General features: G+C 33.9%; 15 protein-coding genes and 1 riboswitch. Of the genes, 3 read left to right on the top strand and 12 right to left on the bottom strand.

Annotated features, from left to right (window positions below; genetic code table 11):
* Positions 1 to 16 precede the first annotated feature (16 nt).
* The 12 genes from FC72_RS01725 to FC72_RS01670 form a co-directional block, all read right to left on the bottom strand.
* The gene (locus FC72_RS01725) at positions 17 to 1,261 is read right to left on the bottom strand and encodes a tetratricopeptide repeat protein (protein ID WP_057764153.1); all 1,245 of its coding nucleotides are present in this window, start codon (positions 1,259 to 1,261) and stop codon (positions 17 to 19) included.
* Between the two features lie 61 nt (positions 1,262 to 1,322).
* Entirely contained in the window at positions 1,323 to 1,598 is a 276-nt protein-coding gene (locus FC72_RS01720; RefSeq protein WP_010623460.1) for an HU family DNA-binding protein, read from the bottom strand.
* A 186-nt stretch (positions 1,599 to 1,784) separates the two neighbouring features.
* A complete protein-coding gene (gene der, locus FC72_RS01715; RefSeq protein WP_057764152.1) occupies positions 1,785 to 3,098 on the bottom strand; it encodes a ribosome biogenesis GTPase Der in 1,314 nt (437 codons plus the stop codon).
* A 27-nt stretch (positions 3,099 to 3,125) separates the two neighbouring features.
* Positions 3,126 to 3,785: a (d)CMP kinase gene (gene cmk, locus FC72_RS01710; RefSeq protein ID WP_057764150.1), complete on the bottom strand. Its 660-nt coding sequence runs from the start codon at positions 3,783 to 3,785 to the stop codon at positions 3,126 to 3,128.
* Between the two features lie 62 nt (positions 3,786 to 3,847).
* The gene (locus tag FC72_RS01705; RefSeq protein ID WP_057764148.1) at positions 3,848 to 4,951 is read right to left on the bottom strand and encodes a LysM peptidoglycan-binding domain-containing protein; all 1,104 of its coding nucleotides are present in this window, start codon (positions 4,949 to 4,951) and stop codon (positions 3,848 to 3,850) included.
* A gap of 82 nt (positions 4,952 to 5,033) precedes the next feature.
* Entirely contained in the window at positions 5,034 to 5,594 is a 561-nt protein-coding gene (locus FC72_RS01700; RefSeq protein ID WP_057764146.1) for an ECF transporter S component, read from the bottom strand.
* 67 nt (positions 5,595 to 5,661) lie between these two features.
* A riboswitch (FMN riboswitch) is annotated at positions 5,662 to 5,781 on the bottom strand.
* Between the two features lie 33 nt (positions 5,782 to 5,814).
* The gene (locus FC72_RS01695) at positions 5,815 to 6,546 is read right to left on the bottom strand and encodes a pseudouridine synthase (protein ID WP_057764144.1); all 732 of its coding nucleotides are present in this window, start codon (positions 6,544 to 6,546) and stop codon (positions 5,815 to 5,817) included.
* 3 nt (positions 6,547 to 6,549) lie between these two features.
* Entirely contained in the window at positions 6,550 to 7,056 is a 507-nt protein-coding gene (scpB, locus tag FC72_RS01690) for an SMC-Scp complex subunit ScpB (protein WP_057764222.1), read from the bottom strand.
* Between the two features lie 20 nt (positions 7,057 to 7,076).
* Entirely contained in the window at positions 7,077 to 7,805 is a 729-nt protein-coding gene (locus FC72_RS01685; RefSeq protein WP_057764142.1) for a segregation and condensation protein A, read from the bottom strand.
* Complete coding sequence (locus FC72_RS01680) at positions 7,802 to 8,179, bottom strand: hypothetical protein (RefSeq protein WP_057764140.1); 378 nt, start codon at positions 8,177 to 8,179, stop codon at positions 7,802 to 7,804. Before FC72_RS01680 ends, FC72_RS01685 begins: the two co-directional genes overlap by 4 nt.
* Before the next feature lie 11 nt (positions 8,180 to 8,190).
* Entirely contained in the window at positions 8,191 to 9,078 is an 888-nt protein-coding gene (gene xerD / locus FC72_RS01675) for a site-specific tyrosine recombinase XerD (RefSeq protein WP_057764220.1), read from the bottom strand.
* Between the two features lie 36 nt (positions 9,079 to 9,114).
* Positions 9,115 to 9,975, bottom strand: a complete 861-nt coding sequence (locus tag FC72_RS01670) for a CvfB family protein (RefSeq protein ID WP_057764138.1) — start codon at positions 9,973 to 9,975, stop codon at positions 9,115 to 9,117.
* A gap of 191 nt (positions 9,976 to 10,166) precedes the next feature.
* On the opposite strand from FC72_RS01670, the gene FC72_RS01665 reads away from it, so the two are divergent.
* The 3 genes from FC72_RS01665 to FC72_RS01655 all read left to right on the top strand — a co-directional run bounded on the left by FC72_RS01665 (position 10,167) and on the right by FC72_RS01655 (position 13,424).
* Positions 10,167 to 10,613, top strand: coding sequence for a PTS fructose transporter subunit IIA (locus FC72_RS01665; protein WP_057764136.1), 447 nt, complete (start codon positions 10,167 to 10,169; stop codon positions 10,611 to 10,613).
* Positions 10,614 to 10,625: 12 nt separating this feature from the next.
* A complete protein-coding gene (locus FC72_RS01660; RefSeq protein WP_057764134.1) occupies positions 10,626 to 12,059 on the top strand; it encodes a PTS fructose-like transporter subunit IIBC in 1,434 nt (477 codons plus the stop codon).
* A gap of 198 nt (positions 12,060 to 12,257) precedes the next feature.
* The gene (locus FC72_RS01655) at positions 12,258 to 13,424 is read left to right on the top strand and encodes a MalY/PatB family protein (RefSeq protein ID WP_057764131.1); all 1,167 of its coding nucleotides are present in this window, start codon (positions 12,258 to 12,260) and stop codon (positions 13,422 to 13,424) included.

Raw genomic sequence — 13,424 nt, 5'->3', positions numbered from 1 at the left:
AAATACCTCACCTTTTTTAAATCTGTTCTAATAATTCTTGCATATCAATATTGTCTGGTTCAAGTTTCAAATACATCTTAACCGCAACCTTAAGAACTTGTTTATCTCCGCTGCTGCGTAAAATCTCAATGACATCAGACAAGTAGTCAAGATTATCCTTAAATTCATCGAATACTAACAAAATATTGTCTTGGGCTAACTTTTGATTATCTGTTTCATAATATGATTTTGCTAAATTCCAAGTTAACTTAGGATTGTTTGCTAAGTCTCTTCCATCAAGCAGATCGAGATTATTTTTGAATTGACCTCTAGTAATATAAAAGTCACTTAGTTTAATTATTAATGGTAAAGGATTCTCAACCTTCTTAATACCAGTTTCAATTAAACTCAAAGATTCAGAAAGATTCTCTGATGTTCCAGCTTCAAAAGCAATCATATAGAGATTTTCGTCTAACTCATTCAAGTTCAGTCCTAATTGTGCATACTTAAAGGCGTCTTCATTTCTCTTAAGATTTAAATAATCATCAGCTAAAATGCTATATGCGGTTGGATAATCATGGTTTATTTCAAGCAATTTTTCTAAAACTTTAACAGACTTATTATAATCTTTTACTTGATTATATAAAAATCCTAATTGATATTGAGCATCTTCATTCAATTCAATAGCATTTAGTTGTTCAAATTCTGAAATTGCTGCTTCGTATTCACCAGTTCCGGCTAAAGAACTAGCTTTACGCAAAACTATTGAAATTCCTGAATAGTTGTCGATACCTGCATCTAACAAAATATCGTAGTAAACCAATGCTTTATCAAACTTATTTTCATCAAAATACAATTCCGCTAGAGCAAACTTGAAAACATCTTCATCTTGAAACTCTCTAATTCCAGTTAAAAGCTTTTGCTCACTAACCTCGTACAATCCTTGTGATTGATATATATCAGCTGAAACTAGCAAACTTTCAGCATAAGCATCATCATCAGGTTCGATTTTTGTTATATAATCCAAGGCTTTATCAGAATCACCATCTGAAACAGCAATTTCAGCAAGCCTAGAGAGGATTTGCCCCTCATCTGGATAATGTACTAATAATGCTTCATAAACTACTCTAGCTTGAACTGAGAGCCCTCTACTAAGTAATGTCTCTGCTAAAGAAAATTGTGTTTGGTCGTCGTCTTGTTCAATTGATGATTGGATGAGGCCATCTACATCACTAAAATCACCCGCATCAATATTTTCAATTACTTCATTTGCTTTACTCACAAATTTACCTCCATAATTTTAAACATAAAAAAGACGGTCAATCGACCGCCCCCAAAAATAACTATTTAACTGAATCTTTCAAAGCCTTACCTGGTTTGAATGCAGGAACCTTGCTTGCAGGAATCTTAATTTCTTCACCAGTTTGTGGGTTGCGACCCTTACGAGCTGCACGTTGACGTACTTCAAAGTTACCAAAGCCAATTAGTTGAACTTTGTTACCTTCTGATAAGTTTTCTTGGATTGATTCAAAAACAGCATCAACTGCTGAAGTTGCATCTTTCTTTGTTAAACCTGTTTTACTTGCAACACTATCAATAAGTTCTGCTTTATTTGCCATACATAATACCTCCGGAGATTTGTATAAATAATTTAGAACACATGAACGACGACTGTGTTCATCATTCCATTATTCAAAATACCATAGCACCAAGGCTGTGGCAAGTTTTAACCCCTTAAAATGGGCGAATTCTAAATTTATTTAAAATATTGGCCTAAAATCTTCCAAATTAGCGTCAATTAAGGATTATTTACGCTTTCTAGGCAAGATTTTAATAGGTGTTCCTTCAAAGTCAAATGTGTCTCTTAATTGATTAATTAAGAAACGTTCATATGAGAAATGCAATAATTCGTTATCATTAACAAACACAACAAATGTTGGTGGTTGAACCGCCACTTGTGTCATGTAATAAATACGCAATCTTTTACCGTTAACAACTGGTGTTGGTGCAATAGAAGTTGCACGCAACAATAAGTCATTAAGAATGGCAGATTGAATTCTTCTTTGTCGATTGTCATAAACTTTTGAAACCAATTCTGGAATTTGATCCAATCTTTGGCCTTTAACCGCAGAAGTGAAAAGAATTGGAGCATATGAGAGATATTGGAACTCAGTTCTGATCTGATTTTCAAAATCTTTCATTGTATGAGTATCCTTTTTCAAGGCATCCCACTTATTAACTACAATAATTACACCTTTACCAGCATTATGTGCATAACCCGCAACACGCTTATCTTGTTCACGAATACCCTCTTCAGCATTTAAAACAACACAAACAACATCGGATTTATCAATTGCACTTAAAGCTCTCAAAACAGAGTACTTTTCAGTATTCTCATAAACTTTACCACGTTTTCTAATACCAGCAGTATCAATAATAGTAAAATCTTTATCCAATTTTTCATCATGATACTTAGTATCTACCGCATCACGAGTAGTACCTTCCATATTTGAAACGATAACTCGCTCGTCACCAAGGATAGCGTTAACTAATGAGGATTTACCAACATTAGGACGTCCAATAAAACTGAATTTAACAGATTCATCTTCTTCATGCTTGGCATCAGCTGGAAACGCATGAACTATTTCATCTAAAAGATCACCAACACCGGTACCCTGAGCACCAGAAATTGGATTTGGATCACCAAAGCCTAAAGTATAAAAGTCATATATATTTTGACGTTGTTCGGGATTATCGGCTTTGTTAACTGCTAAAACTACAGGTTTTTTAGTTCTGTAAAGTATTTTAGCAACATCCTCATCCTCTTTTGTAACACCATTTTGACCATTTACGATAAAGACAATAACATCAGCTTCATCAATTGCAATTTCAGCCTGGTTCTTGATTTGAACAGTCAATGGTTCACCACTCATATCAATACCACCGGTATCGATCAATCTAAACTCTTTTCCAAGCCAACTTGCTCTAGCATAAATCCTATCTCTAGTAACACCTGGTGTATCTTCAACAATAGATAGACGTTCATTGATAATACGATTAAAAATCGTTGATTTACCAACATTAGGACGTCCTACTAATGCAACTACAGGAACAGCCATAAACCTACCTCCTCTTATTTTAAAATTTTACTTTTTTTCATTAACAATTTCTGTTACACGGTCAACTACTTGTTCAATCGTCATATTAGAAGTATCTACTTCAATTGCATCATCCGCTTTTTTCAACGGAGAAATCTCACGATGCGAATCTTTATAGTCACGAGTAGCTATTTCGTCTTCTAATTGTGTTAATGGAACATCAATTCCACGTTCTTGATTATCTTTGAATCTTCTTTGAGCACGAACCGAAACACTGGCAATTAAAAATATTTTTACTTCAGCATTTGGTAAAACAGTTGTACCAATATCACGGCCATCCATGACAATATTAGTATTGTCAGCCATTTTACGTTGCATTTCAACTAATTGTGTTCTTACTTCTTTAATAGCTGAAACTTGAGAAACGTTATTAGTGATTTCTTCGGTACGGATAACATCTGATACATCCTCATCATCCAAGAAGACATGTTGTCCATCTTCTTTGTTAACAAAATAAATTTTATGATCACGCATTAAATTTAAAATACCTGACTCATCACCATAATCTAATTGATTCTTTTTTGCAAGTAAAGTGACAGTTCTATACATTGCTCCTGTATCACAATAAACAAAATTTAGATTTTTAGCAATTAATTTAGCAATAGTACTCTTACCAGCTGAAGCCGGTCCATCGATAGCAATTTGCATTAATAGTTCTCTCCTTAACAAAAGGGCCCGACAATTTAATGTCCAAGACCCTTCTTAAACTTCTATTTTAATCTTAATGTTGTACCTGGTGTCAAAGTAGAAACTCCACCATTTAAGCCCTTCAATTGAGCAGTAGTCATATTATTATTATAAGCAATTCTAAACCAATTATCACCGGCTTTTACTGTATAAGTAGATGCTGATGCTGAAGAATCATTGGTTGAACTAGTATTGTTACTTTGTGATTGTGATGTATCTGATTGTGTACCAGAATTAGCATTTCCACCGTTATTATTTGAAGCAGTACCAGTAGTTGCTTGATTTGCTGAATTATCAGTTGTTGTAGTATCTTGACTGTCTGAATCAGTTGATTGATTAGATGTATCGTTAGAAGTATTGGCATCATTATCAGTCTCAGAATTTGACTTCTTCTTAGTAGTCTTCTTTTCTGATGACTTATTAGTGTCGCTCTTCTTTTTCTTAGGCTTAGCCTTTTTCTTTGAACTCTTATCTTTACTTTCAACAGACTTCTCAGATTGAGTACTATCTAAATCACCACCACTGTTACTATGCATCGCATTAATAACAACTGGTGCAAACATAATTACAATCAGAGCAATAACTAAAGTAGTTACTAAAGTATGATTTCCACGTTGCTTTTTCTTACTTACAGCTCTTGAAACATGGCCACTTTCATCATTATCATCATCAAAGCTCTTTTCCCAAGGCTTAGCTTCTTCTTTTGATTCAGCTTCCTCAGGTTGATTTGATTCAGGTTCGACCGGATTAGAATTTAAATCTTGCTCTTGATCCTTTGGTTCCGACTCAATTTGATCGTATTGATTTTGATCTGGTTGTTCCTGTGGTATTTCTTGTGACTCTTCAGATTGTTCCAAATGATCAGGTTCTGCCTGACTTCTATGCAAGTGATCATCATTTGAAGATACAGGAATAACTGGAGCAACAGGTTCTTGTTTATCTTGATTGTCTTGAACCGGTTCATTTTGATATTGTTCTACATTTTGATTATCTTGAATATTTTCATTATCATCTGATGGAATCAAATGATATTTCTTTAAATCTTCTTGACTAACTGATCCTTCTAATCCAGCAGTTGAATTGGGGATATTTTCACCAGAAGTGTTATTTTTGTTGTTCTCGGCCATTGAAAACCAACCTCCTAATTTCTACCCCTTAAAGCATATCATAAAAATTACAATTTATTCTTTAAAGATTTCTAAAGAATCACTAGTTTACAGTTTTATTAACAAAATGACCCTTTAGACGCGGATAAACAACTAAAACACCAACTGAAATGATCAATGACTTAACGATATTAAATGGAATAACTCCAGTTGCTACATATTTTGCCAAACTCATATTTAGTTGCATGCCGATTACATTAATATAAAGTGGCATAATAACAAAATAATTCAAAACTGACATTACGACCGTCATCGAAATAGTACCGGTAATAATTGCCATTGTCTTATTACTTCTCTTCCAGAAGTAACCAAATGGTAGTAACAAAGCAATTGCTCCAATTACATTAGCACCATTTCCAATTATTCCAGCAACTCCTGATCCGGTTACCAACCAATGTACTAAAGCCTTGATCAAAGCAATCAAGCTTCCCCCAACAGGTCCATAAAAAATCGTTCCAATTATTGTGACTATATCACTTAAATCAACTTTCAAGAATGGGAACCATGGTAATACCGGGAATTCGAAAAACATAATTATTGCCGCAAATGCCGCAAAAATAGATATAGTTACCATTTCTTGAAACTTATAAGTACTCTTTCCCATAAAATCAACCTTCCTTGCCGATTTCCAAAGAAAATAGGCCTATTTTGGGCACACCAAAACAGACCTAATCTGTTTTCTTTCATCTAGACTTTACTATCGGTTTGGGAATTAAACCCAATCAACCAGGAAAACCTGGGTCGCGGACTATACCGCCGGTCGGGAATTTCACCCTGCCCTGAAAACCAACTTATTAAATTTTTAACAAACTAACTATAACAAATTATTTCCTATCTTTCAACTTAGCGACTTCTTGTCTTGTAAGATCACGATATTTACCTGATACGAGGCCATCTAGAGTCAAAAAGCCATATTTTTCACGAGATAATTTAATAACTGGATGACCCACAGCTGCGAACATATTCTTAACTTGATGATTGTGTCCTTCATGAATAACTAACTTAACAATTGAAGTTCCTTTTTTCATATCTTTAGACATTACTTGAACTTTAGCTGGTGACGTCTTGAAATCTTTAAGCTTCATCCCACGCTCTAGTTTTTTTATTTCTTCGAGTGCTAAAATGCCCTTTATTTTAGCAACATAAGTTTTTTCGACATGATATTTAGGATGCATTAATTTGTTGGCAAAATCACCATCATTAGTTAAAATGATCAATCCTGAAGTATCATAATCTAATCTACCTACTGGATAAACACGTTCTCTAAAGTCTTCTTCCAATAAATCTGTAATAACTTTACGGTCCTTATCATCTTTAACCGCGGAAATGACTCCTCTAGGTTTATACATCAAAATATAACGTTTCTTTTCGTTATGAATAGGAACACCATCAACTTCTATTTTATCGTGGTGATCAACTTTAACACCCATTTCCTTAACTACTTTACCGTTAACTAAAACATGTCCACCAGCAATTAATTCCTCTGATTTTCTTCTTGAAGCTATACCAGCGTCTGCCATAGCCTTTTGTAATCTTACTTTATTGGTTTCTACCATTTATTATTCCTCTTTATAATCTTCAAACTTTTCAATTTTAGGAAGTTCTTCAATACTCTTTATTCCAAAATAATCAAAAAATTCATCTGTCAAAACATAAAGATTGGGATGACCGATAACATCTTTTTTCCCATCTTCTTTGATCAACTTGCGAGCCAACAAAGTATTTATACTACCTGAACTTTGTACACCTCTAATTTCATCAACTTCAATTCTTGTAATTGGTTGACGATAAGCAATTATCGATAATACTTCTAAAGCAGCTTGGCTTAGTTTTGTACCTAAACCTGTCTTAAAATACTTTGTCAACAATTCGCTATATTCGCTTTTTGTTATCAACTTATATGAAGTATTGTATTGAAAAAGCATAATACCAGAATCTTGATCACTCATTAACTTAATCTTCAATTGTTCAATACTTTGCCTTAATGCTGCACGATCGATTTCTAATAATTCAGCTAAATCTTTTTCTTTAATACCTTGATCACCTGCTACAAAAAGCAAAGCCATAATTTTAGCTTGATACACATTTAATTCCTCAATTCAATAAATAAATCACTTTGATATCCATCTTGTATTGCTAAAACCTGTTGCTTCCTGACCATTTCTAAAATAGCCATAAAATTAGTAACAACTTCTTCAATATCATTATGAAGTTTCAAAAGTGATTGAAAGTTAGTTTTTTTAACTGTAGTTAATTTTTGCAAAATATTTTCTTCTGCATCTTCAATAGATAATGTTTCGTTCTGGATAATTTCAGTCTGTGGCTGACGATTATTCTGATTGATCAAAAGATCCATATAGGTCTCTTTTAAATCATCTAAAGCTATTGAATCTGGTAATAAAAATTTCTCAACCGGAATTTGCGAAATACTTACATCTTTATCAAATGACAACCTACGTATTTTTTCCTTTTCGGAAAAATATTCAGAAACACGTTTGAATGTTTGATAAGTCAATAACTGAGAAACCAATTGATCTCTTGGATCATCCATTTCTAATTCATCATCATCAAATTCATCAGGTGCCTTTGGAAGTAACATTTTACTTTTAATAGACATGAGTGTAGAAGCCATTACTAAGTAATCTCCGGCAATATCTAACTCTAAAACTTTCATCTTATTAAGATAGTCCAAGTACTGCTGTGTTATCTGTGCAATTGGAATATCGTAAATATCAATTTTAGATTCTTTAATAAGATGTAATAATAAATCAATTGGACCTTCAAAATCGGTCAAAATCAAGTTCAATTTTTTCATTCTTCTTCAGACACTTCCTCAGCTTGCTTATTGTGCCAGCCTTTGATCAATTTTACAAGATTAAAATTACCGAGAATAGTTTGATTAGAAAATTTTTGCTGAATTTCATCCAATATTTTATACATATTACTTTGAGAGCGATATGAAGGATTTAAAGAAATATACTCAACAAAGACCGTATGCTCAGAAAAAGACAAAGCAACTATTCCAGAGTAATCTTCAAGGTTACTCTTCCATAAATATAATTGTCGATTATCATCTTCAGCATACAATCTAAGTTCCTGTTCCATATTATCCATATCTTTTAAATCCGGAATATATGAAAGGAATCCCATAGCTATCTTCTTATTTTCATCACTATATTTATTTAGCATAATTCCTCCAATTAAGCCCGTGGATGCGCTCTATTGTAAACTTGTTTCATTTGCGTTTTATTAATATGCGTATAAATTTGCGTTGTAGAAATATCTGAATGTCCGAGTAACTCTTGTACTACCCGAAGATCAGCTCCATTTTCCAAGAGATTAGTTGCAAAAGAATGTCTCAATGTATGGGGTGTAACATCTTTTTTAATACCAACTTTTTGAATATATTTTTTTATCATTCTCCAAATGGATTGACGAGTTAACTTTTTGCCACGAAAATTCAAAAAAACTTCTTTTTGAGCTCCATATTTATCCACTAATTGATTTCTAGTCTCATCAAAATACTTATTTAACCATTTAATAGCAGTATCTCCAATTGGTAAAAGTCTTTCTTTATCACCTTTTCCCAAGGTTTTAATAAGACCAAGATCCAAATGAAGATCATCCATCGAAAGGTTGACCAGTTCACTTACACGTAATCCAGTTGCGTACATCACTTCAAATATGGCCCGATCACGTACACCTAGAGGCATAGAAATATCAGGTGATTCTATTAATGAATCAACTTCATCCATCGACAAAACAACCGGTAAATGAGAGCCCTTTTTAGGAGCATCCAACTCATTCATCGGATTACTTTCGATTTTATCCGTCAGTTCTAACCACTGATAGAATTTTTTTAAAGCCGAAAACATTCTCATTTGAGATGTTTTGGACTTTTTTTGTTTGTCTTGGTCGACAAAAAAATTAGTCACTAAAAAATGATCTTTAGGGTAACTGCTTATATTGTTCTTTTCCAAATAACAACTGTACTCATATAAATCTTGATGATATGAAATAATTGTATTTTTCGAAAGACCACGATCTAATCGTAAGAAACGCGAATAATCATTCAAAGCATCTAACATAGCTTGATTTTTTAGTGTTTTATCCAAATAATCACCCTACTTTAAATAAGTATAACCATCTTTTTGTTCAATTTTACCTTGCTTCATCAAGTTACCTAAAGCACGCTTAAAACTACCTTTACTAATACCAAAATACTCACGAATTGAATCTGGATCACTTTTATCTGTATATGGAATTTTACCGTCTCTAGCATGTTCCAAAACAGCCATAATCATTTGAGCATCAGGGCTTATTTCTTCATAAGCACGAGGTTTCATTGATAGATTCAATCTTCTATGACTTGATCCAATTACACGCGCTGTGACATGTTGGCCGATATGCATTGGTCCATCTTGTTCATTTTGATGAATGAACCCTAGATAATAATCTTCTGTAATGACGAAAGTACCAGAATTTCTAATAGCTATAACAGTAGCTTCTTTATTTTTATTTTTGTCTTCCAAATTAGCACTACGCATTAATTGCATATAAATATTTAAATCAGCTAATTTTCCCCATAAACGTCCCTTGTGGTCTATAACTAGTTTAACCATTAGTGTATCTCCCTTTTTGGGCCATTCGGAGTGCTCTAATGGTAGATCATCTAACGAAACAACAATATCTTTATCGTCTAATCCAATATCTACAAAAACACCAAGATCCGTTCTGACCTCGGTTACTTTTGCAAAATCCCAAACACCTTGTAAAACACCTGGAAGATTAGTAGTCATACGATTTTTACGAGACTGATTTTCATACACAAAACCAGCCATCTCATCCCCTAATTCAGGGATCTCATTTAATTCACTTAACTTCAAAGCAAAAGTATTACCTTCGATTTGAACAAAAGCTTCATCTTTATTTAAGTCTGTAACTGTACCGACAAGTACATTCCCATACATATCTTTTAGTTCCATAATTCACCATATTCTTTTTTTATTTGCTTCTCTATTCTACCAGTAATAGGAAGACTTTTCATAATTTTGACAGTAGCAACTAACAAAATTCCTTTGTCACACCTTAGTGACAATTTGCACATTAAAAATGTAACCGTTTTCTCATACAATGTATTTGAAATCAAATAGAACAAACAAAGGAGCCAAGACATATGAGTATTTTTGAAATCAATCACATAAACATGAACCTAGAAGGTTCAACCCAAAAAGAAATAATGGAATCGTTAGCAGACTTAGCATTTAACATAAATATAATTAATGATAAGTCTGAATTAGTTAAAGATTACCTAGAACGTGAAGAAGAGTCAACAACTGGTTTTGGCAATGGAGTTGCTATCCCACATGCACTTTCAAATAACATTAAAAGTGCAACAATTTTATTTGGCCGTAGCAGTTCAGATATTGAATGGGACTCACTTGACGGCAAACCCGTAAATACATTTATTAGTTTATTAGTTCCCGATGACCAAGCAGACGAACATTTGAAATTATTAGCAAAGCTTAGTCGTAAATTGGTTCACAAAGATTTTGTAAAAATATTAAAGAATGGTTCAGAAACCGAAGTATTCGATGCAATAAATAACATAGTTAATAATTAATGAGGTGATCTTATGACAAAGATAGTAGCTGTTACAAACTGTCCTGCCGGCATTGCTCACACATATATGGTAGCCGAAGCTATTGAAGAAAAAGCAAAATCACTTGGCTATGAAGTACATGTGGAAACACAAGGTGCCAGCGGTGTTGAAAACAAATTAACTCCTGAACAAATTTCTGAAGCTGATTACGTTATCCTAGCAATCGGAAAAGGATTGACAGATCATGATAAAGAAAGATTTAATCAAAAGAAAGTTGTTGAATTACCTGTATCTGAAGCTTTAAAACATATTGATACATTATTTGATGACTTGGAAGGTAACGCTCACGTACTTTCAGCTTCTAAAGTTAAATTAGGTTCTGACCAAGAAAAAGTTACTGAAGGTGTTATGAGCTACTTAATGGCCGGTGTATCGGCCGCATTACCATTCGTTATCGGTGGTGGTCTTTTAATTGCTATTGGTAGCATGATGGTACAATTTGGAATGCCAAATACTCCTCTAGGAAAAGGGACTTCTCCTTCAATAGCCTGGATCATTACTAGCATTGGTAATTTAGGCTTTCAATTCATGATTCCCATCATGGGTGCCTATATTGCTTATGCAATTTCTGATAAGCCTGCTTTTGCTCCAGCTTTCTTAGTTACATTTTTAGCAAATGATAATGAACTACTTGGTACTAAATCTGGTGCCGGTTTCTTAGGTGCTATCGTTATCGGTCTTTCTGTTGGTTATTTTGTTAAATACTTCAAGAAACTTAAACTAGGTAAGAATTTCCAATCAGTATTAGGATACATGATCATTCCATTTGTTACACTATTAGTCTTCGGATTACTAACTTACTTCTTACTCGGTCCAGCAATGGCTTGGTTAATGAGTGTTATGTTAACATTCCTACAAAACATCCCAACTTCAATGAAAGTCCTTGGTGGATTCATAGTTGGAGCAATGTTAGCCTTTGATATGGGTGGTCCTATCAACAAAACAGCTTGGTTCTTTAGTTTTTCACTACTTAGTTCACACGTATTCAACTGGTACGGTATTGTTGGTGTTGTAACTTTACTTCCACCAATGGCCGCTGCTATTGCAACTTGGATCAAACCATCAATTTTCTCAAAACAAGAAAGAGCCGCTTCTTGGTCAGCTTTCTTAGTTGGTATGACTGTTGCTACAGAACCAGCTATCCCTTATGCACTAGCCGCACCACTTCCAATGATTACAGCTAACACTTTGGCTGGAGGTATCACAGGTGCTTTAACAATTTTCTTAAACGTTGAAAGAACAGCTCCTGGTATTGGTATCTTTGATCCACTAATAGGTCTAGAATCACCATGGTATTGGTTCTACTTATGTGTTGCTGTTGGATTAGCTCTAAATGTACTATTCATTATTACTTTCAAGAGTCACTGGCTTAAAAAACAAGCCGCAAAAGAAGCAAAAGCCGCTTAAATTTGAAGAGAGTGTGACAAAAGGTGGTTTGCCACCGGAGCATAGTCTAGAGGCACGAATGATTAGCACCATCAATCATTCGTGGTTCGTAGCTATGTGTAGGTTGCAGCCTTTTGTGACACGTTTAGTCAATAAAAATTTGGAAACTAAAAAAGGGGAATGACTATGTCACATCCCCTTTTTTGAAAGGAAAAACTTATGAAATATAATTTTGATAATGTTATTGATCGTAAAAATACTTACAGTACACAATGGGATTACATCGCTGACCGCTTTGGAAGAAATGATATTCTCCCCTTCTCTATTTCAGACACTGATTTTCCGGTTCCTGAATCTGTACAAACTGCCATAAAGAAACGTATTGAACATCCCATTTATGGCTATTCACGATGGAACCACGATGACTATAAAAACAGTATTACCTGTTGGTATGAGAAAAGAGATCAAGCAACAATAGACCCAGAGTGGATCGTATATAGTCCTAGTGTTATTTTCAGTGTTGCAACATTTATTCGTTTACTATCAAATGAAAATGAGGCTGTAGCGACATTCACACCAATGTATGATGCCTTTTATAAAGTAATTGAGCAAAACAACCGCATGTTAATACCAATAAGGTTAGGTAGTGCCCAATCCGGCTATAAGATAGATTGGGATTCTTTTGAAGCAGTAATATCACAAAAACAGACCAAGATTTTTCTTTTAACAAATCCACATAATCCAACTGGTAAAGTATTCACTAAAGAGGAATTGGAAAGAATTACGCAAATCTGTGACAAATACAAAGTCTTTGTCATTTCTGACGATATTCACAAAGATATTGTTTATCCTGGATCAAAATACATCCCTATCACAAATATCACTCAAAAAAATGTCGTTATTTGTTCTTCCGGTTCAAAAACCTTTAACACTCCTGGTTTAATAGGTTCTTATACATTTATTCCCGATGAAGAATTAAAAAATGCCTTTTTAGTTGAATTAAAAGATAAAAATGCTTTATCATCAGTAAGTATATTAGGGATGTATGCACAAATGGCAGCATATAGTGAAGAAGGTGTTGAATACGTAGACCAACTGGTACCTTACCTTCATGAAAATTTTATGATCATTGATAAGTTTCTCAAAGAAAAGTTTCCTATGATAAGTTTCAAAATACCACAAGCAACCTACTTAGCATGGATGGACGTTTCTAAGTTGAATATTTCAATGGATGAACTACAGGACAAACTAATTAATAAAGGTAAAGTTGGCATAATGCCTGGTACAACATATGGAGATAGTAATTATTTAAGGATGAATATCGCCTGTCCTAAAATCAAACTAGAGGAGGGTTTGAAGCGAATGGAGTTGGGCATTCGCAGTTAA

The sequence above is a fragment of the Companilactobacillus tucceti DSM 20183 genome (assembly GCF_001434665.1).
Classification (GTDB): domain Bacteria; phylum Bacillota; class Bacilli; order Lactobacillales; family Lactobacillaceae; genus Companilactobacillus; species Companilactobacillus tucceti.
This window is presented reverse-complemented; position numbering and strand designations above follow the sequence as displayed.

Excerpts from the sequence above, each read along its gene's own strand:
- FC72_RS01705 (WP_057764148.1), bottom strand. The coding sequence starts at position 4,951 with ATGGCCGAGAACAACAAAAATAACACTTCTGGTGAAAATATCCCCAAT.
- der (WP_057764152.1), bottom strand. The coding sequence starts at position 3,098 with ATGGCTGTTCCTGTAGTTGCATTAGTAGGACGTCCTAATGTTGGTAAA.
- FC72_RS01655 (WP_057764131.1), top strand. The coding sequence starts at position 12,258 with ATGAAATATAATTTTGATAATGTTATTGATCGTAAAAATACTTACAGT.
- cmk (WP_057764150.1), bottom strand. The coding sequence starts at position 3,785 with ATGCAAATTGCTATCGATGGACCGGCTTCAGCTGGTAAGAGTACTATT.
- scpB (WP_057764222.1), bottom strand. The coding sequence starts at position 7,056 with ATGGCTTTGCTTTTTGTAGCAGGTGATCAAGGTATTAAAGAAAAAGAT.
- FC72_RS01695 (WP_057764144.1), bottom strand. The coding sequence starts at position 6,546 with ATGGTAGAAACCAATAAAGTAAGATTACAAAAGGCTATGGCAGACGCT.
- FC72_RS01665 (WP_057764136.1), top strand. The coding sequence starts at position 10,167 with ATGAGTATTTTTGAAATCAATCACATAAACATGAACCTAGAAGGTTCA.
- FC72_RS01670 (WP_057764138.1), bottom strand. The coding sequence starts at position 9,975 with ATGGAACTAAAAGATATGTATGGGAATGTACTTGTCGGTACAGTTACA.
- FC72_RS01685 (WP_057764142.1), bottom strand. The coding sequence starts at position 7,805 with ATGAAAAAATTGAACTTGATTTTGACCGATTTTGAAGGTCCAATTGAT.
- xerD (WP_057764220.1), bottom strand. The coding sequence starts at position 9,078 with ATGTTAGATGCTTTGAATGATTATTCGCGTTTCTTACGATTAGATCGT.
- FC72_RS01720 (WP_010623460.1), bottom strand. The coding sequence starts at position 1,598 with ATGGCAAATAAAGCAGAACTTATTGATAGTGTTGCAAGTAAAACAGGT.
- FC72_RS01660 (WP_057764134.1), top strand. The coding sequence starts at position 10,626 with ATGACAAAGATAGTAGCTGTTACAAACTGTCCTGCCGGCATTGCTCAC.
- FC72_RS01680 (WP_057764140.1), bottom strand. The coding sequence starts at position 8,179 with ATGCTAAATAAATATAGTGATGAAAATAAGAAGATAGCTATGGGATTC.
- FC72_RS01700 (WP_057764146.1), bottom strand. The coding sequence starts at position 5,594 with ATGGGAAAGAGTACTTATAAGTTTCAAGAAATGGTAACTATATCTATT.